General features: G+C 71.1%; 14 protein-coding genes and 2 tRNA genes. 3 read left to right on the plus strand and 13 right to left on the minus strand.

The features are described from left to right. Positions 1-629: 629 nt before the first annotated feature. The 3 genes from IE198_RS05190 to leuS form a co-directional block, all read right to left on the minus strand. Complete coding sequence (locus IE198_RS05190; protein ID WP_189883134.1) at positions 630-1,475, minus strand: DegV family protein; 846 nt, start codon at positions 1,473-1,475, stop codon at positions 630-632. Between the two features lie 99 nt (positions 1,476-1,574). Continuing rightward, on the minus strand, positions 1,575-2,342 hold the full coding sequence (locus IE198_RS05195) for a hypothetical protein (protein WP_189883136.1): 768 nt from the start codon (positions 2,340-2,342) through the stop codon (positions 1,575-1,577). Positions 2,343-2,448: 106 nt separating this feature from the next. After that, a complete protein-coding gene (gene leuS, locus IE198_RS05200; RefSeq protein ID WP_189883138.1) occupies positions 2,449-5,301 on the minus strand; it encodes a leucine--tRNA ligase in 2,853 nt (950 codons plus the stop codon). A gap of 521 nt (positions 5,302-5,822) precedes the next feature. Here leuS and IE198_RS05205 point away from each other — a divergent pair. Both IE198_RS05205 and IE198_RS05210 read left to right on the plus strand, forming a co-directional pair. After that, positions 5,823-7,412 carry a hypothetical protein gene (locus IE198_RS05205; RefSeq protein WP_308426786.1) on the plus strand — a complete coding sequence of 530 codons (1,590 nt, stop codon included), beginning with the start codon at positions 5,823-5,825 and terminating at the stop codon, positions 7,410-7,412. Further along, a complete protein-coding gene (locus IE198_RS05210) occupies positions 7,409-9,004 on the plus strand; it encodes an NADH-quinone oxidoreductase subunit NuoF family protein (protein ID WP_189883142.1) in 1,596 nt (531 codons plus the stop codon). The genes IE198_RS05205 and IE198_RS05210 overlap by 4 nt, the downstream gene beginning before the upstream one ends. Before the next feature lie 64 nt (positions 9,005-9,068). Here IE198_RS05210 and IE198_RS05215 read toward each other — a convergent pair. The 8 genes from IE198_RS05215 to IE198_RS05250 all read right to left on the minus strand — a co-directional run bounded on the left by IE198_RS05215 (position 9,069) and on the right by IE198_RS05250 (position 13,884). Further along, positions 9,069-9,141: transfer RNA gene (locus IE198_RS05215), tRNA-Ala, on the minus strand. Positions 9,142-9,299: 158 nt separating this feature from the next. Beyond that, positions 9,300-9,533 carry a hypothetical protein gene (locus tag IE198_RS05220; protein ID WP_005317760.1) on the minus strand — a complete coding sequence of 78 codons (234 nt, stop codon included), beginning with the start codon at positions 9,531-9,533 and terminating at the stop codon, positions 9,300-9,302. Positions 9,534-9,882: 349 nt separating this feature from the next. Beyond that, positions 9,883-9,955: transfer RNA gene (locus IE198_RS05225), tRNA-Ala, on the minus strand. A gap of 145 nt (positions 9,956-10,100) precedes the next feature. Next, positions 10,101-10,736 carry a histidine phosphatase family protein gene (locus IE198_RS05230; protein ID WP_229833752.1) on the minus strand — a complete coding sequence of 212 codons (636 nt, stop codon included), beginning with the start codon at positions 10,734-10,736 and terminating at the stop codon, positions 10,101-10,103. A 38-nt stretch (positions 10,737-10,774) separates the two neighbouring features. Beyond that, complete coding sequence (rsfS, locus tag IE198_RS05235; protein WP_100111109.1) at positions 10,775-11,209, minus strand: ribosome silencing factor; 435 nt, start codon at positions 11,207-11,209, stop codon at positions 10,775-10,777. A gap of 95 nt (positions 11,210-11,304) precedes the next feature. Beyond that, positions 11,305-13,032 (minus strand): LCP family protein, encoded by a 1,728-nt coding sequence (locus IE198_RS05240; protein ID WP_189883144.1) that lies wholly within the window; start codon positions 13,030-13,032, stop codon positions 11,305-11,307. A 19-nt stretch (positions 13,033-13,051) separates the two neighbouring features. After that, entirely contained in the window at positions 13,052-13,684 is a 633-nt protein-coding gene (nadD, locus tag IE198_RS05245) for a nicotinate-nucleotide adenylyltransferase (RefSeq protein WP_189883146.1), read from the minus strand. Between the two features lie 38 nt (positions 13,685-13,722). Continuing rightward, complete coding sequence (locus IE198_RS05250; protein WP_189883148.1) at positions 13,723-13,884, minus strand: hypothetical protein; 162 nt, start codon at positions 13,882-13,884, stop codon at positions 13,723-13,725. A gap of 221 nt (positions 13,885-14,105) precedes the next feature. Here IE198_RS05250 and IE198_RS05255 point away from each other — a divergent pair, with 221 nt between their 5' ends. Next, positions 14,106-15,200, plus strand: a complete 1,095-nt coding sequence (locus IE198_RS05255; protein ID WP_189883150.1) for a M48 family metallopeptidase — start codon at positions 14,106-14,108, stop codon at positions 15,198-15,200. Here IE198_RS05255 and IE198_RS05260 read toward each other — a convergent pair. Continuing rightward, positions 15,185-16,261: an SCO2583 family membrane protein gene (locus IE198_RS05260; protein ID WP_189883153.1), complete on the minus strand. Its 1,077-nt coding sequence runs from the start codon at positions 16,259-16,261 to the stop codon at positions 15,185-15,187. The two genes, IE198_RS05255 and IE198_RS05260, sit on opposite strands and share 16 nt — an antisense overlap. A 125-nt stretch (positions 16,262-16,386) precedes the next feature. After that, positions 16,387-16,995 (minus strand): SCO2584 family spore wall biosynthesis protein, encoded by a 609-nt coding sequence (locus IE198_RS05265; protein WP_189883155.1) that lies wholly within the window; start codon positions 16,993-16,995, stop codon positions 16,387-16,389. Between the last annotated feature and the right edge of the window lie 36 nt (positions 16,996-17,031).

Genomic DNA, 17,031 nt, shown 5'->3' on the forward strand with positions numbered 1-17,031 from the left:
GCCCCGACCCGCCGTTGCCCCGAGTCGGTGCCGGGCACCCCGAGCGCCGCCGGGTGCGGCATCGGAAGCGGAGCCGGGCGCACCGCGTCGGACGACGCCGGATGCGGAGCCGGGTACGCGCCCGGGAGCGGGCGTGCCTCCCGCTCTCCGGGCACCGGGCCCGCGGCCTGCCCGCCCGCGGGCCGTGGAACAGCCCTGAACAGGGCGTCCGCCCGCCGGCGCAGCGCCGCCGCCTGGGCCGTCGGCGCGCGCCCACCACGTAGCCGAACAGCCCGTAATCCACGCGTGTCCGCGCCCACACCCCGACCGGGACGGACACCGTCCCCGACGTCGTGCGCCGCCCCCCGCACCGGCCCTTGCCCGAGCCCATGCCCCGGCCCCTGAACAGCCTCGGGCCGACGGACATGAGCGTGGCCGGGGCCGTGACCATGGCGACGACCGTGGCGGACGCGGCTGTCGGAGGCCGGGGCGCGGCCCGGTCCACTGGTTGCGGAACGTGATCGAAGAGCCATGCCACAGGACGGTAGGCACAATCGTCCGAACCCGCCGAGCCCGCCCAATTCCGGTGGACAACCGGACCGTTGTGGATAACTCGACCACCGTCACGGGTGAGCGCGGCGGTCGCCGCCTCAGCGCGCCGAGACGACGACGCCCAGCAGCCCCGGGCCCGTGTGCGCCCCGATCACCGCACCCACCTCGCTGACATGCAGGTCGACCAGTCCCGGCACCCGCTCGCGCAGCCGGTCCGCGAGTGCCGCGGCCCGCTCCGGCGCCGACAGATGGTGCACTGCGATGTCCACCGGCGCGGTGCCCGCCCGTTCGGCGGCGATCTCCTCGAGCCGGGCGATGGCTTTCGACGCCGTGCGCACCCGTTCCAGCATGTCGATGCGGCCGTCGTCCAACTGGAGCAGGGGCTTCACCAAGAGCGCGGAGCCGAGCAGCGCCTGTGCCGCACCGATCCGGCCCCCGCGGCGCAGATAGTCGAGGGTGTCGACGTAGAAGTACGCAAAGGTGCCTTCAGCCCGCTTCTCCGCGGCGGCCACCGCCTCGTCCAGCGAGCCGCCCGTCTCCGACACCTCGGCGGCGGCGAGCGCGCAGAATCCCAGCGCCATGGCGATCATTCCGGTGTCGACGACCCGTACCGGCACCGGTGCGTCCTTGGCGGCCAGCACGGCCGCGTCGTAGGTGCCCGAGAGTTCCGCGGAGAGATGCAGCGAGACGATTCCCGTGGCACCGGCGTCGGCGGCGGCGCGGTAGGCCTGGCTGAACATCTCCGGGCTGGGCCGGGACGTGGTCACCGGGCGCCGCTTCTGCAGGGCGGTCGCGAGTGAGCGGGCCGAGATCTCGGTGCCCTCCTCCAGCGCCTGGTCTCCGAGCACGACGGTCAGCGGCACGGCGGTGATGGAGTGCCGCTCCATCGCCGGCGGCGGCAGGTAGGCCGTGGAATCGGTGACGATCGCGACATGGCGGGACATGACCGGGAGGTTACCCGCAGGCGGCGCCGTACGGCAGCCCGACCCCGTCCACGCGCGACGCGGACGTCCCCGCGAAGGTCTTCACGGCGCCGTGACGCGTCAGTTCGTGGTTTCCGGACGGGCCGTCTTCTGCCACGGATACGCCGTCTGCTGCCGCGGGTCCCGGGCGCTGATCGCCTGCGGGCGGCCCGGCGCCCCTGCTCCCGCCTGCGACTGCGGCTCGGTCTCCGGCCGGTTCTGCGCGCCCGCGTCCGGCCCGGCCCGGTCCGCGGCTCCGGTCTCCGGCGCCTTCGGCCACGCCGCCGGCTCCGTGCAGCCGTCCGCGGCCGACCAGTGCCGCAGCGCCCCCGCCTCCATGTCGATCTGCGTGCTCAGCGCGTCCAGGTCGTCGTCGGAGAACTTCTGCGCCCTGTCGCGCGCCGCCCAGCGCAGCGATTCGGCGGAGTGCGTGATCCGTTCCGTACGCTCGCGCAGACCGGGCATCAGTGAGGAGACGGTGCCCTGGTCCGGCTCGCGCTCAAGTCGCCTGAGCTCTTCGTCCAGCTCGTGGGCGTGCTCGCTGAGCCGCCGGAAGAGGGCCAGTGACTCGGACAGCGAGGCGTCCTGTGCAGCACCGGCGTTCAGCGTGTCCTGGGTCGCCCGCATCGACGTACGCAGCTTCAGCCGGAGCTGGGCGAGCTCGCCTGCGACGCCGGTCTGACCGTAGCTCTTGGCGCGGAGCGCGGTCTCCTCGACCGTGCGTCGCGCCTGGGTGACGGTGCGCTCGACCCCGCGCTTGGCGGCCCGCACGGCCTTCACGCTCACATACACCCCCAGCGCGATGAAGGCGAAGAAGAGCAGCGCAAGAATCGTGATCACGGCTTCCATGTGCGCCCTCCGGCGTCGTCGGTGGTCCTTCCACGGTAAACGGAACGGGCAGGCCGTAGGTTCCGACGGAACCCCCAACCTGCCCGTAAGGGGAAACCCCTGTCCGTCACGCAGGCACGATGTTGACCAGTTTGGGCGCGCGTACGATCACCTTGCGGATCCCCGCACCGCCCAGAGCTGCGACAACGGCCTGGTCACCCAGGGCCAGCGTCTCCAGCTCCTCGTCCGTGACGGCCGGGGAGACCTCCAGGCGCGCCTTGACCTTGCCCTTGATCTGCACGACACAGGTCACGGTCTCGTCCACCAGGTACGCCGGGTCGGCGACGGGGAAGTCCTGGTGGACGACCGAGTCGGTGTGGCCCAGCCTGCGCCACAGCTCCTCCGCGATGTGCGGGGCCAGCGGTGCCACCAGCAGCACCAGGCGCTCGGCCACCGACCGCGGCAGGGCGCCGCCCGCCTTCGTCAGGTGGTTGTTCAGCTCGGTGATCTTGGCGATGGCGGTGTTGAAGCGCATCGCCGCCATGTCCTGCGAGACACCGTCGACGGCCTTGTGCAGGGCACGCAGCGTCGCCTCGTCCGGCTCGCCGTCGACAACGGTGACCTCACCGGTCGCCTCGTCGACCACGTTGCGCCACAGCCGCTGCAGCAGGCGGTACTGGCCGACGACGGCGCGGGTGTCCCACGGCCGCGAGACGTCCAGCGGGCCCATGGCCATCTCGTACAGGCGCAGGGTGTCCGCGCCGTACTCCGCGCAGATCTCGTCCGGGGTGACGGCGTTCTTCAGGCTCTTGCCCATCTTGCCCAGCTCGCGCTTGACCGGCTCGCCGTCGAACCAGAACTTGCCGTCCCGCTCCTCCACCTCGGCGGCGGCGACCGGGAAGCCGCGTTCGTCCCGGTAGACGTACGCCTGGATCATGCCCTGGTTGTACAGCTTGTGGAACGGCTCGACCGAGGAGACGTGCCCCAGGTCGAACAGGACCTTGGACCAGAAGCGGGCATACAGCAGGTGGAGCACGGCGTGCTCCGCGCCGCCGACGTACAGGTCGACGCCGCCGTGCGGCTGTCCCTCGCGCGGACCCATCCAGTACTGCTCGATGTCGGGGGCGACCAGCTGCTCGCTGTTGTGCGGGTCCAGGTAGCGCAGTTCGTACCAGCACGAACCGGCCCAATTGGGCATGGTGTTGGTCTCGCGGCGGTAGCGCTTGGGGCCGTCGCCCAGGTCCAGCTCGACGTTCACCCAGTCCTCGTCACGGGACAGCGGCGTCTCGGGCCGGGTGTCGGCGTCGTCGGGGTCGAAGGTGCGCGGCGAGTAGTCGTCGACCTCCGGCAGCTCCAGCGGCAGCATCGACTCGGGCAGCGCGTGCGCGACGCCGTCCTCGTCGTAGACGATCGGGAAGGGCTCGCCCCAGTAGCGCTGGCGGCTGAACAGCCAGTCGCGCAGCCGGAAGTTGACCGTGCCCTCGCCGATGCCCTTGTCCGTCAGCCAGGCCGTGATCTTCGCCTTGGCGGCAGCGACGTCCAGACCGTCCAGGGAGATCTCGTCGTTGGCGGAGTTGATGGCGGGGCCCTGTCCGGTGAACGCCTCGCCCTCCCAGCCCTCCGGCGGCTGCACGGTTCGGACGATGGGCAGTTCGAAGGCCTCCGCGAACTCCCAGTCGCGCTCGTCCTGCCCGGGGACGGCCATGATGGCGCCGGTGCCGTAGCCCATCAGGACGTAGTCGGCGACGAAGACGGGGATCCGCTCGCCGGTGACCGGGTTCAGGGCGTAGGAGCCGGTGAAGACGCCGGTCTTGTCCTTGTGCTCGGTCTGCCGCTCGACGTCGCTCTTGGTCTGCGCCTGCTTGCGGTAGGCGGCCACGGCCTCCGCGGGGGTCGCGGCGCCGCCGGTCCAGGCCTCCTTGACGCCCTCGGGCCACTCGGTCGGGACGATGGAGTCGATCAGGCCGTGCTCGGGCGCCAGGACCATGTAGGTGGCGCCGAACAGGGTGTCGGGGCGGGTCGTGAAGACGGTGATCCGCGCACCGTCGTGGCCGGCGACCGAGAAGTCGACGCGGGCGCCCTCCGAGCGGCCGATCCAGTTGCGCTGCTGCAGCTTGATGGCCTCCGGCCAGTCCAGCGCGTCCAGGTCGTCCAGCAGCCGGTCGGCGTAGGCGGTGATGCGCATGTTCCACTGGCGCAGCTTGGACTTGAAGACAGGGAAGTTGCCGCGCTCGGAGCGGCCGTCGGAGGTCACCTCCTCGTTGGCCAGCACGGTGCCCAGGCCGGGGCACCAGTTGACGGGCGCGTCGGAGGCGTACGCCAGGCGGTACTCGCCCAGCAGGTCGGCGCGCTCACGGGCGCTCAGCGCGCTCCATTCCCGCCCGCCGGGAACCTGGCGCGCGCCGCTCTCGAACTGGGCCGTCAGCTCGTCGATCGGGCGGGCCTTCTGCTCCTGCTCGTCGTACCAGGAGTTGAAGATCTGCAGGAAGATCCACTGGGTCCACTTGTAGTAGTCCGGGTCGATCGTGGCGAACGACCTGCGGTTGTCGTGGCCCAGGCCCAGGCGGCGCAGCTGCGCCTTCATGTTCTCGATGTTCGCCTCGGTCGACACGCGCGGGTGCGTGCCGGTCTGCACGGCGTACTGCTCGGCCGGCAGGCCGAAGGCGTCGAAGCCCAGGGTGTGCAGGACGTTGTGCCCGGTCATCCGCTGGTGACGGGCGAAGACGTCGGTCGCGATGTATCCGAGGGGGTGACCGACGTGCAGTCCCGCACCCGACGGGTAGGGGAACATGTCCATGATGAACTTCTTGGGCTTCGCCACCTGGGCGGGGGCCCCCGCCAGGTCCCCGCTCGGGTTGGGCGCCTCGTATGCGCCCTCCGCGTCCCAGAAGTCCTGCCAGCGTGCCTCGATGTCGGCCGCCATGGCGGCCGTGTAACGATGCGGGGCTGCTGCCTCGGCAGCCGAGTTCATCTCGCTCATGATCCTTAAAGCTCCATCGATCGTCTTCGCCGACTGCCAGCCGATTCACGTACCAGGGGAAATGAAAAATCCCCTCGCACAGGAGGGGACGCCGCGCCGATTCCGACCGGATTTCTCATCCTTCGGGACTGATCAGCGCGGCTCGCTAAGCAGAAGGCGTACGGCACGCATGGCGTCAGGGTACCGCAGCGGAGGAAGCGTCCGCATTGATGTCCACGCGGGACCGCTCTCGGCCGCTTCTGGACGCCCTGGCGACGGGTTTCGGCCGCCGTGGGCGGCCGAGCCTTCCTGGTTACTCCGCGTATCGACCTTATCCAGGGCAACCCCAAAGTCAGTTGGGCTCACTTGACCTCTATAAACCTCGAAACCTCGTACCGGTTGGTATGGGTCGACCTAGAGTGCGTCAACGGGACAGCTTTCCCGCACCATTCGGAGTCGCCCCCATGAACCCTCGTCTCAAGATGCGTTTGCCGTCCGGTCCGGACCGCGGAGTCAGCCGCCAGGTGCAAGGCGGCCTCTCCGTGGCCGCGTTGGTGCTCATACCCCTGCTCGCTGTCGGAGGAAGCGACAGTTTCCGCGCCACGCTCGACTTCACCACCGGGGTCCTCTCCCTGGTGTCACTGACCGCGTCCGTCGCCTGGGGCCTCATCGCCACCGACAGACTGCTGCTCTCGCCACGCCATCGGCTGCTCGCCCAGGGCATCCACCGGGCGACCGCCATCGCCTCGCTCGGCTTCCTCCTGCTGCACGCCACGGTGAAGGTGTCACTCGGGCATGTGCCGCTGCTCGGAGCCCTGATCCCGTTCGGGCTGGGGGTCACCGGCACGGAGGCGCTGATCGGCTTCGGCTCTCTGGCGGGGTTCCTGATGGTGGTCGCCGGCACGACCGGTGCGCTCCGCAGCGCCCTGGCCGGCAACATCAAGGTCGCCGGCCGCTGGCGGCCGCTGCACATGCTGGCGTACCCGGCCTGGTGCTTCGCCCTGGTCCACGGCCTCTACACCGGCCGGCCCGCCGCCACCTGGGTCGTCACCCTGTACTGCCTGGCTCTCGCCGGAGTCGCCGCCGCGGTCTCCGTGCGCCTGCTGCCGCGCCCCGTGCAGCGCAGGATCGCCGCCAGGATCGTGCAGCTGACCGGCGGCGCCGGAGCCGACGGGCCGGCCGCCGCCGACGAGCAGGCGCAGCGCGATCTCAGCACCGCACCGCTCCCGGGCATCGGTGCGATGAACGGGACGGGCCGCCCGACCGTACCCGCAGGCATGGACCGTATGGACCGCATGGAGCGCATGACCGGCGGAATGAACGGCGTGCCGTCGCAGCGCCCGTACGAGCAGGACTTTCAGCCGCCCCTCGGCCAGGCACGCGCCCAGCCCCCGAGGCTCGCGGCTCCGTCGCCGCAGCTCTACGAGGCCCCGCGGCCCCAGGAGGACGAGCCGGCCGTCGTGCCGGACAGCACCGCGGCCACCGGCGGCCGGGGTGCCGGCATGTCCGCCGCCTACCGCGCGGTCTCGCTGGCCGGCGAGTCGTCGGCCCCGCTCGCCGAGCGGGTCCCGATGACCGAGGAGATACCCGTGGTGACGGAGACCGGGCCCCGGACGGACAGCTGGCCGACGCCCTCGCCGCCCCCGCCGGCCCAGTCCGTGCGGCCGGACCCGGCGGTGCCCCTCTACGACACCCCTCCTCCGCCGCACTTCGACCCCGCCCCCTCGTACGACACCCCTCCTCCGCCGCACTTCGACCCCGCCCCCTCGTACGACACCCCTCCTCCGCCGCACTTCGACCCCGCCCCCTCGTACGACACCCCTCCGGCGGCGTACGGCGGTTCCACGGCGTACGAAGCGCCCTCGCCGTACGACACCGGCTCGGCCCCCCTGTACGAGACGGGCAGCCTCCCCGCGTACGACACCGGCGGCACCCCCGCGTACGAGGCCACCGGCGGCTACACCGCCGCCTACGACACCCCCCTGACCGAGCCCACGTCCCCTTACACCGACCGATCCTCGTACGACACCGGCACCGTCCCGGCGTACGACGAGACAGCGCCACTGCCCGGCCCGCTCTTCCCGCCCCCGGCAGGAGAGCCCTGGCACGCACCAGCAGGAGAACGACCGTGAACGCCCCCCTCCCCGACGTCCCCGAAGTTCGCGTCGTCGGCCTTCCCCAGCTGACACAGGGGTTCGACCTCGTCGAACGCCTCGACCTACCCATGCATCTGAAGGTGCACGGGCCGCTCGAACCCGTGAGCGGCGAACGGCTCGCGCAGCTCGCGGAGGACATATCCCTCACCGGCCGAGGCGGTGCCGGCTTCCCCTTCGGCAAGAAGCTGCGCGCCGTCGCCAAGTCCGCCATCCGCCGCGGCATCCGGCCGGTGGTCGTCGTCAACGGCAGCGAGGGCGAGCCCGCCTGCCGCAAGGACACGGTGCTGCTCAACCGAGCCCCGCATCTGATCCTCGACGGCGCGCTGCTCGCCGCGGAGGCACTCGGCGCACGGACCCTCGTCGTCGCGGTCACCCGCAACTCGACGGAGATCTCGATGCGCGCGGCACTCGCCGAGCGAGGTCTCACCGACCGGCGCGGCCAGGCCCTGCGGGCCAGAGTGGTGCGCACCCCGGAGCGCATGGTCTCCGGCGAGGCGTCCTCGGTCATCCGGGCCGTCAACGGCGGCCCCGCCCTGCCGCCCGGCCGCCGGGTGCGCGCCGCTGAGACCGGTGTCGGCGGCGCGCCGACGCTGCTGTCCAACGCGGAGACGTTCGCGCAGCTCGCCGTCGCCGCCCGCATCGGCGCCCGCCGCTACAGCAACACCGGCCTCGACTCCGAGCCTGGCACGGTCATGCTGACGATCTCCGGGGCGGTCGCCCGCCCGATGGTCGTCGAAGTGCCGACAGGCGTGCCGCTGCGTTACGTGCTCCAGCTCGCGGGGGCGCCTCCGCAGCCCCAGGGCGTGCTGACGGGCGGCTACCACGGCAACTGGATCGACGCGGCCGCGGTGCACGAGGCGGTCGTGTCCAAGGAGTCCCTGGCCTCCGTGGGCGGTGCGCTGGGAGCCGGTGCGATCCTGCCGATCGGCCCGGAGACCTGCCCACTGGGCGAGGCGCTGCGGGTGGCGAACTGGCTGGCCGCGGAGACCGCCGGGCAGTGCGGCCCCTGCAAGCTGGGGCTTCCCGCCGCGGCCGGGGGGCTGGCCGATGTGATGAACGGCGGCGGCCCGGCCGCTCTGGAGGCGCTGCGCGAGGTCACCCAGGCCGTCAAGGGCCGTGGCGCGTGCAAACACCCGGACGGTTCCGCACGGTTCTTCGCGTCGACGCTGTCCGCGTTCACCGACGACCTGGCGGCGCATGTCCTGCACGGCGGCTGCGGGCGTGACACGACGGGTGTGCTGCCGCTGCCGCTGCCCGGTTACGAGGAGGCGGAGGAGTCGATCCCGAGCGGGGAGAAGATCTTCGTCGACTGGACGCTCTGTCAGGGCCACGGGTTGTGCGCGGACATCATCCCGGAGCTGATCCGGCTCAACCCCGACGGCTACCCGTCGGTGGCCGACGCGATGGTTCCCGTGCACATGCAGGGACGCGCGCAGCGGGCCGTGCGCCGCTGCCCGGCGCTCGCCATGCGCATCGAGCAGGTGGCCCCCTCGGGCCCCACGCCGCCGCCATCGCGCCCCGCGCTGCCCAGCAGCAGCCGCAAGGCCCTGGGCAGCGGCCGGGGTTGACGGGAGGCGGGCACAAAAGTGAAGCGGGCCACCCGATCCGGGTGGCCCGCTTCACTTTCTTCTGTGGAGCTAAGGAGAATTGAACTCCTGACCTCCTGCATGCCATGCAGGCGCTCTACCAACTGAGCTATAGCCCCTCGCTGTGTGCCGCCCCGCTTCGGGTCTCCCCCGCGGCGGCGACGTGGAGAACATTAACGCGCCCGTCGTCGCATCTCCAAATCGTTTCCAGGCCAGCCCGGAACGCCCCGTGATGCCCGTTTCGCGCAACCGAGTGGCGCGGGCCACCGACGGTCCGTCAGGCCGTCGCGAACGAGTAGAAGCGTTTGAGTGTGCAGTGCTCGTCCAGGAGCCGGCCGTAGATCGGCTCACCCTCGAGCTCGCGGTACGTCTCGATCGGGTCGCCTTTTATGATCAGCGCCCGCGCGCACTCCTCGCACCAGTACTGGAACTCCGGATTGACCGGATCCATGTCCCGGACGATCGGCGTACCGCTGCCGCACCAGTCACATTTCCGCCTGTGTGCACCCATCACTCAGCTCCAGCTGTGGCCGCAGGCCGTGCACACGTAGGAAACGCCACCGTTGTCCCCGAGGACCTGGGCGACATGGGCAGAGCCACAGGATGGACAGCTGAGGCGAGCACCGACCTCCGCCGTGGCAAGCAGGTCATCGGCAGCCTCCCCGGCTTCCTCGCCGCTTGCGGACATCGTGCGCTCCCTCCCGTACCGCCGGTGTCCCCTCCGGCCGTCCGATTCTGCCACGGCCGCGCACAGGGGTCAGCGGCGTTTGCGTACGAGATCGACCACGGCGCCCGCCGGGAGGGCGGGGGCCTCGGAGAACGAAGAATCCCGCCCCCTCGATGGGGACGGGATCCGGTTGTGGAGCTAAGGAGAATTGAACTCCTGACCTCCTGCATGCCATGCAGGCGCTCTACCAACTGAGCTATAGCCCCGCGTGTTCCTCGCGCTCCGCGCTGCGAACAAGAAGAACTTTAGCCTGCGACCTGCCGGAAAGTGAAATCCGGGTCGGGGATCTCCGCTCCGGGCCGGAGGAGTGGCACCGTGGGCCCTGGAGCGCCCGGTCCCGGCCCGGCCCGCTCAGGTGTCGTCGCCGAGGACCGGCTCCGGGAGGGTGCCGGCGTTGTGCTCGAGCAGGCGCCAGCCCCGCGCGCCTTCACCCACGACCGACCAGCAGCAGTTCGTGAGCCCACCGAGGCTCTCCCAGTGGTGCGCCTCGAGGCCCAGCAGCCGGCCGATGGTCGTGCGGATGGTGCCGCCGTGGCTGACGACGACGAGCGTGCCGTCGTCGCGCAGCTTGTCGGCGTGGTGCAGCACCACCGGAGCGGCCCGGTCGGCGACCTCGGTCTCCAGCTCCCCACCGCCGCGCCGGACCGGCTCGCCGCGCTTCCACGCCGCGTACTGCTCGCCGTACCGCTCGACGATCTCGTCGTGGGTCAGGCCCTGCCAGGCGCCCGCGTAGGTCTCGCGCAGGGCGGCATCGTAGGAGACGTCGAGCCCCGTGACGGCGGCCAGCTCGCCCGCCGTCGCCGCCGCCCGCTTCAGGTCGGACGCCACGATCGCGTCCGGGTTCAGCGATGCGAGCAGCCGTGCGGCGCGGCGTGCCTGGGCGACACCGGCCTCGGTCAGTTCGATGTCCGTGGAGCCCTGGAAACGGCGCTCCAGATTCCACGCGGTCTGGCCGTGGCGCCACAGGACGATGCGTCGGCCGCTCACCGGATTCTTGGTCGCGGGGGCGCCGGTGTCGATGCCGTTCAGCGCTGCTCCCCTTCCGTGTCACCGCCGGTGAGCTGCGCGTGCTCCTGCGCCTTGCCGCGGGTCTTCTGGGCGTCCTCCGGGAGCGTGAGCTCGGGGCAGTCCTTCCAGAGCCGCTCGAGGGCGTAGAAGACCCGCTCCTCGCTGTGCTGGACGTGCACCACGATGTCGACGTAGTCGAGAAGGATCCAACGGGCGTCGCGGTCGCCCTCGCGGCGCACGGGCTTGGCGCCGAGCTGCTTGTTCAGCCGCTCCTCGATCTCGTCCACGATCGACTTGACCTGGCGGTCGTTCGGCGCGGAGGCGAGCAGGAAGGCGTCGGTGATGGAGAGCACATCGCTGACGTCGTACGCGATGATGTCGTGCGCGAGCCGGTCGGCGGCCGCCTGGGCGGCGGCGTTGACGAGCTCGATGGAGCGATCCGTGGCGGTCACAGGCAGGCTTTCGTCGGCGGTCAAGAACCCTTCAAGGGTCTCACGGACCGCCGACAGTCCACGATGCGATGGTCAGGGCACCGCCGTCGCCCCGGTCACTGCGGGTCCCCGGTCTTGAAATCGGGCCCGAGGACGACCGAGACATCGGCGTTGCCCGCCGGCTTGCCCTTCTTCACGGCACCGGCCGGCAGACCGAGCGTCTGGGCGACCTCCTGCGCCTTGGCCTTCTGGGCGTCGTCGCCGTAGGTGACCTGCGAGGCGTCGACGGTGTCGGCCTTGCCGCCGTTGACGACGCTGTAGCCACCGTTGACCAGGGTGACCCGCGCCCTCTCCAGGGCGTCGGCCCTCCCACTGCCGTCCTTGATGCCCACGCGGATCGTGTCGCCGGGTTCGGGCGCGCTGACCGAGCCGCCCAGGACGTCCTTGACCACACTGCTCGCGGCCTGCTCGGTGAGCGTGCCGTCCTGCTGGACCGGCAGCACCGCCGTCCGGTGGTCGCCGCCCTTCGCGCGCTCGGCGAGCTTGGCGAGGGAGGCGCCGAGGTCCCGTTCCTTCAGCGAGGGGTCGAGGATCTGTCCCAGCGTCTCCACGATGACCGTCGCCGACTTCGGGTCGTCCGGGAGCTTCTTGAGCACCCCCTGCATCACTTGGCCGAAGCGCAGCAGCTGCTTCTCCTCGGCCTCGCCGGGCCCGAGGTAGGTGGCGTACGCGACGGCCGCCTTCCCGTTGAGGGTCTGGTTCTCGCCCTTCTTCACCAGCGGCGGATCGCCCTTCTTGGCACCGGGCACCTCGGTGTCGGTGGTGAGGTCGATCGTGCCGACCAGCTCGACGAGGTTCTCCAGGAAGGGTGTGTCGAGGCGCCAGGTGCCCGAGATCTCCGCGCCGAGCAGGGTGCCGATCGCCTCCCGGGTGCCGGTGGATCCGTCGTCCTCGACGGACTTTCCGAGAGTGGTGGCGGTGCCGTCGTCGTTGGCGACGGAGAGGGTGTTGGGGAGCAGGACGGTGGTGCCCTGCTCGGTGGTGACGTTGTCGACGAGGAGGGCCGTGGAGGTGCCCTCCTTCTTGGTGTTGTGCAGATGCACCACGATGACGTCGCGCTTCTGCGGGCCGGCCGCCGTGTCGCTCTTGGTGTCGGAACCGGACAGGCCGGGCAGCTTGCCGGCGTACCAGAGGTAGCCGACGCCGCCGACGAGCACGAGGGCCAGCGTGACGACGAGGGCGACGACGCGGTTGCGGCCGCGGCGTTTGGCCTCCTCGCGCCGTTCCGAGCGGCTTTCGGTGAACTTCAGCCAGTCGATGACGTCTTCGGAGTCCTCGTCGGGCTCCTCGATGAATGAGAACTGCTCGGTCCGGTAGGGCCGCTCAAAGCCGTTCTCGGGCCGGCGCTGCTCCGGCACCGCCGGCGACTGCGGGGCCGCCGCAGGAGCGGGACGCTCCTGCTGCTGCGGGATGCTCCACTGCGCGGTGGTGTCGACGGCGGGCTGGGTGCCGGTCTCGTGGCCGTAACCGGCCTGGGAGCCCGCGTACGGGTCGTACTGACCGCCCTGCGGGCGCTGGGGCGCGTACGGGTCGTAGCCGTACCCCTGAGGCCGGCCGTAGTTCTGATCGGCGCCGTACTCGTGCTGTCCCGGGGCGTAACCCTGTTGGTAGCCCTGCTGGTAGCCCTGCGGGCGCTGCCCGTCCTGCTGCCGAGAGTGGCCGTCCTGCTGCTGTGCGTAGGGGTCGTACTGCTGGGGCTGCTGATAGACCGGCTGCCCGTACTCGTCGTAGCCGACGATCTGCGGCTGGTGGTACGGGTCGTACGGATTCTGCTGGTCGTTCAACGGTGCCCCTCTCCGCGGCTCACTCGCCGCGGTACAACTGGCGCTTGTCGATGTAGCGCACCACACCGTCCGGCACCAGGTACCAGACCGGGTCCCCGTGGGCGACTCGCTCCCTGCAGTCGGTCGACGAGATCGCCAGAGCCGGCACCTCCACAAGGGAGACCCCGCCCTCCGGCAGCCCGTCGTCCGTCAGATCATGGCCCGGACGGGTCACTCCGATGAAGTGGGCGAGCGAGAAGAGTTCCTGGGCGTTCCGCCAGCCGAGGATCTGGGAAAGCGCGTCGGCACCCGTGATGAAGTACAGGTCCGAGTCCTTGTTGAGGGAGCGCAGATCCCGCAGTGTGTCGATCGTGTACGTAGGTCCGGCGCGGTCGATGTCGATGCGGCTCACCGAGAACTGCGGGTTGGACGCCGTGGCGATGACCGTCATCAGATAGCGGTCCTCGGCCGGTGACACGTTCTTGTGGCTCTTCTGCCACGGCTGCCCGGTCGGTACGAACACCACCTCGTCGAGGTGGAAGAGGGCGGCCACCTCACTGGCCGCCACCAGGTGCCCGTGGTGGATCGGGTCGAACGTCCCGCCCATCACGCCGAGTCGGCGCTTGCCCGGACCGGAGCCGGCGCCGCCCGTGGCCACTATCTGCTCTCCCATGCGTGCAGAGCCTACTGGCACCGGCCGCCGGCCACGGCTCAGCGGTCGCGGTTGAAGCGGGTGGTGATCCACAGCAGCAGCAGCAGCACGGCGAAGGCGCCGATGCCGGTGACGTACGGGCTGAGGCTTGCGTGGTTGCCGCCGTGCTCGGCGCCCTCGGCGAGAGTGACCAGGTTTGCGGCGGTGCCGGTGAGGCTCATCTTCAACAGAACCTATCGATCGGGAGTGGGAGCGGAGACTTCGCGCACATCGTATGCGGGCCGCCCGGGCACGCTCACGCCGACTCAGTCGTTGTGCATCCCGCAGACGCCGTCGCAGGGCCGCCGGGAGTTGTCCACAGGCCCCACCGTGCCGCGGCCCCAGCCCCTACGCTGGGGTCCGTCAGGGGGACGAGCGAGGACTCGCACCAACAGGGGGCACCATGACCGACAGCCACGAACAGGTTCCGAGCAGGCAGCGCAAGCGTTTCCCGGAGATCTCCTCACGGGCCTACGAACACCCCGCGGACCGCTCGGCGCTCGTCGCGCTGCGCAAGCTCAGCGGCTTCGACACCGTTTTCAAGGCGCTCAGCGCGCTGCTTCCCGAGCGCAGCCTGCGGCTGCTGTTCCTCTCCGACTCGGTGCGGGTGAGCGACGCCCAGTTCGCGCATCTCAACGACATGCTGCGCGACGCCTGCTACATCCTGGACCTGGAGAAGGTCCCCGCGATGTATGTGACGCAGGACCCGCGGCCCAATGCCATGTGCATCGGCCTGGACGAGCCGATCATCGTCCTCACCACCGGGCTCTTGGAGCTGCTCGACGAGGAGGAGATGCGGGCGGTCGTGGGGCACGAGGTGGGCCATGCCCTGTCGGGCCACTCCGTCTACCGCACGATCCTGCTCTTCCTCACCAGCCTGGCGCTGAAGGTCGCCTGGATCCCGCTGGGCAATGTGGCGATCATGGCCATCGTCACGGCGCTGCGCGAGTGGTTCCGCAAGTCGGAGCTGTCCGCCGACCGTGCGGGCCTGCTGGTGGGACAGGACCTGCAGGCGTCGATGCGCGGCCTGATGAAGATCGCCGGCGGCAACCACCTGCACGAGATGAACGTGGACGCGTTCCTCAAGCAGGCAGAGGAATACGAGGCCGGCGGTGACCTGCGTGACTCGGTGCTGAAGATTCTGAACGTGCTGCCCCGCTCCCACCCGTTCACCACGGTGCGTGCCGCCGAGCTGAAGCAGTGGGCGGAGAGCCGCGACTACCAGCGGATCATGGACGGCCACTACCCGCGCCGCACCGAGGACAAGGACACCTCGGTCAGCGACTCCTTCCGCGAGTCCGCCTCGCACTACGCGGAGTCGGTGCGCACCAGCAAGGATCCGCTGATGAAGCTGGTCGGCGACATAGCGGGCGGTGCCGGCGACCTCGGCGGCAAGCTGCGGGACAAGTTCATGGGCAACGGCGCCGCGGGCGGCGGGAGCAACGGCACGGGTGCGGCGGGTGGAGGTGAAGCGGGCAGCGCTCAGGGCGAGGGCTGAGCCTCGGGGGCGAGCGACCCGCACACAGCTGCGGAGGCCCGGCCCGTCGCGTACGGATCGGTGCCGGCCGGACCGCGGGGGTCCGGCCGCTGTCCGGCCAGCAGCGGACGCAGGGCGGCCGACGCGTCGGCGGAGCAGGACTGGGGCCCGGCCTGGAGATAGCTGGACCGCACCTCCAGGCGGTGGTGTGCCAGGTCGTCACGGTCGAAGCGGAAGTGCAGCTCGCGGCGGACGATGAAGAGGGAGGCCTCGTCGGAGCCCGGTGGGCCGGCGGCCGCACTGCGCAGCGCGTAGACGAAGGTGTGGTCCGAGGTGATCTCCAGGGTGCCCGCCCCGGTCTCCAGGACCTCCAGCGTGCCCCGCACCCGGACCTCGGAGTCCGCCAGCGCGACCTGCCCAGGGTCGAAGCGCACGAGCCAGCCGGTCGTGGCATGACGGCCGTCGGCGGCCGGTGAGGTGACGCTCCGGTCGAACTGCGGCATCTGGTCCGGGTGGAGCAGCGTGCGCAGGGGCTGCACGGCGTCGCCGAGGACGACGTCGGGGTCGAGCGAGGACCTCACGAGGTAGTCCTTGACAGTCGCCAGCGCGGTCATCACCTGCCCCTCCGAGAAGTGCTCGGTCCGGCGGACCGGGGGCATGGTGATTCCGGCGGCGCCGGTGCGGAACTGTTCCGCCGGGCTGTGCGCGTAGAGCTCGGCGGGCGTGCCGCCCGGCACCGGGCCCCGCGGCGCGAGCGGGACCACCGTGACGCGCAACGGCTCCGCCTGCCTGCCCGGGGCCGGCTGATAGGGGTGCCGGACACCGAGGTAGATCGCGGTCCCGAAGGCGATGACCACGAGGAGGACGAGCACCAGGATCTGTGCGGGCGCCCGCTTGGCGTTCCACGCGGGCAGGCTCCGTACGGCCGGCGCGTGCTCGCCCATCCGCTCCATGGCGGAGAATTCCTGGACGCGGGCAGCACGGACGAAGGACTCGTCGAAGACGACCGATCCGTACTCGTCCTCTCCACCGCCGGGGAGCCCCTCGGGAGTCCCCTCGGGCGGGTCTCCACGCCCAGCCATACTTTCAGGGTAGGTCCGCCGGGCGTGCGGTAAACGCGCTGGTACGCGACAACTTCTGACGAGGTCTCACCAAGTTGCGCGCCTGACGCCGGGAGGTTAACGGGGGCCGTCGGCGGGGCAGTGGCTCACGGGGTGGGCGGGACGGTGGAGGCCCCCGAGGCGGAGCGCTCGAGGGCGGCCGTCGGGCCGTTGCCGCGCCCGCTGACGGTGGCTCCCGTCGGAGGCGCGTCCACGCCGGTCCGTGCGGGCTGCGGTACCGGCTCCTGGCGGTTGTTGTTGGAGGCCCCGCGGTAGACGGCCGTGAAGGCGAGCGCGACCATCCCGATGCCCATCACCAGCGCCAGGATCCAGGCCACCGGCCGGTGCCAGCGCGCGCTGCCCCGATAGGGGCGCAACGCGCCGCCGTGCGGTCCGTAGGGGCCTGCCCAACCGCCGCTGGAGGTGTCCTCGTCGTCCTCGTGGTCGTCAGCGCGGCGGCGGTACCGGCCCGCGTGGCCTTCGTAGAGGTCGTCGTCGGCCGAGTGGCCCCGTGGGCCGGAGCGGGCGGCCTCGGCCTCCGCGCGCGCTTCGGCGGCGGCGAGCAGCCGCTCCACCGCGGTCGGTTCGTGGATCGTGGCGGCCCGTACGAAGTCCTCGTCGAACACCACGGTGGCGAAGTCCTCGTCCGCGCCCCCGCGGTCGTCGTCGGGCTCCCAGCCGTCCGGGAACGGCATGCCCCCCACGTCGTCCGGCACGCCTTCAGAGTAGACCTGGGGGGCCGGTTTGGGCAG

It is taken from the genome of Streptomyces xantholiticus, assembly GCF_014651015.1.
Taxonomy (GTDB): Bacteria; Actinomycetota; Actinomycetes; order Streptomycetales; family Streptomycetaceae; genus Streptomyces; species Streptomyces xantholiticus.

Bases quoted from the DNA above. Each gene is read 5' to 3' on its own strand.
- IE198_RS05255 (WP_189883150.1), top strand. From the start codon at position 14,106: ATGACCGACAGCCACGAACAGGTTCCGAGCAGGCAGCGCAAGCGTTTC.
- IE198_RS05195 (WP_189883136.1), bottom strand. From the start codon at position 2,342: ATGGAAGCCGTGATCACGATTCTTGCGCTGCTCTTCTTCGCCTTCATC.
- IE198_RS05190 (WP_189883134.1), bottom strand. From the start codon at position 1,475: ATGTCCCGCCATGTCGCGATCGTCACCGATTCCACGGCCTACCTGCCG.
- nadD (WP_189883146.1), bottom strand. From the start codon at position 13,684: ATGGGAGAGCAGATAGTGGCCACGGGCGGCGCCGGCTCCGGTCCGGGC.
- IE198_RS05260 (WP_189883153.1), bottom strand. From the start codon at position 16,261: ATGGCTGGGCGTGGAGACCCGCCCGAGGGGACTCCCGAGGGGCTCCCC.
- IE198_RS05220 (WP_005317760.1), bottom strand. From the start codon at position 9,533: ATGGGTGCACACAGGCGGAAATGTGACTGGTGCGGCAGCGGTACGCCG.
- leuS (WP_189883138.1), bottom strand. From the start codon at position 5,301: ATGAGCGAGATGAACTCGGCTGCCGAGGCAGCAGCCCCGCATCGTTAC.
- IE198_RS05250 (WP_189883148.1), bottom strand. From the start codon at position 13,884: ATGAGCCTCACCGGCACCGCCGCAAACCTGGTCACTCTCGCCGAGGGC.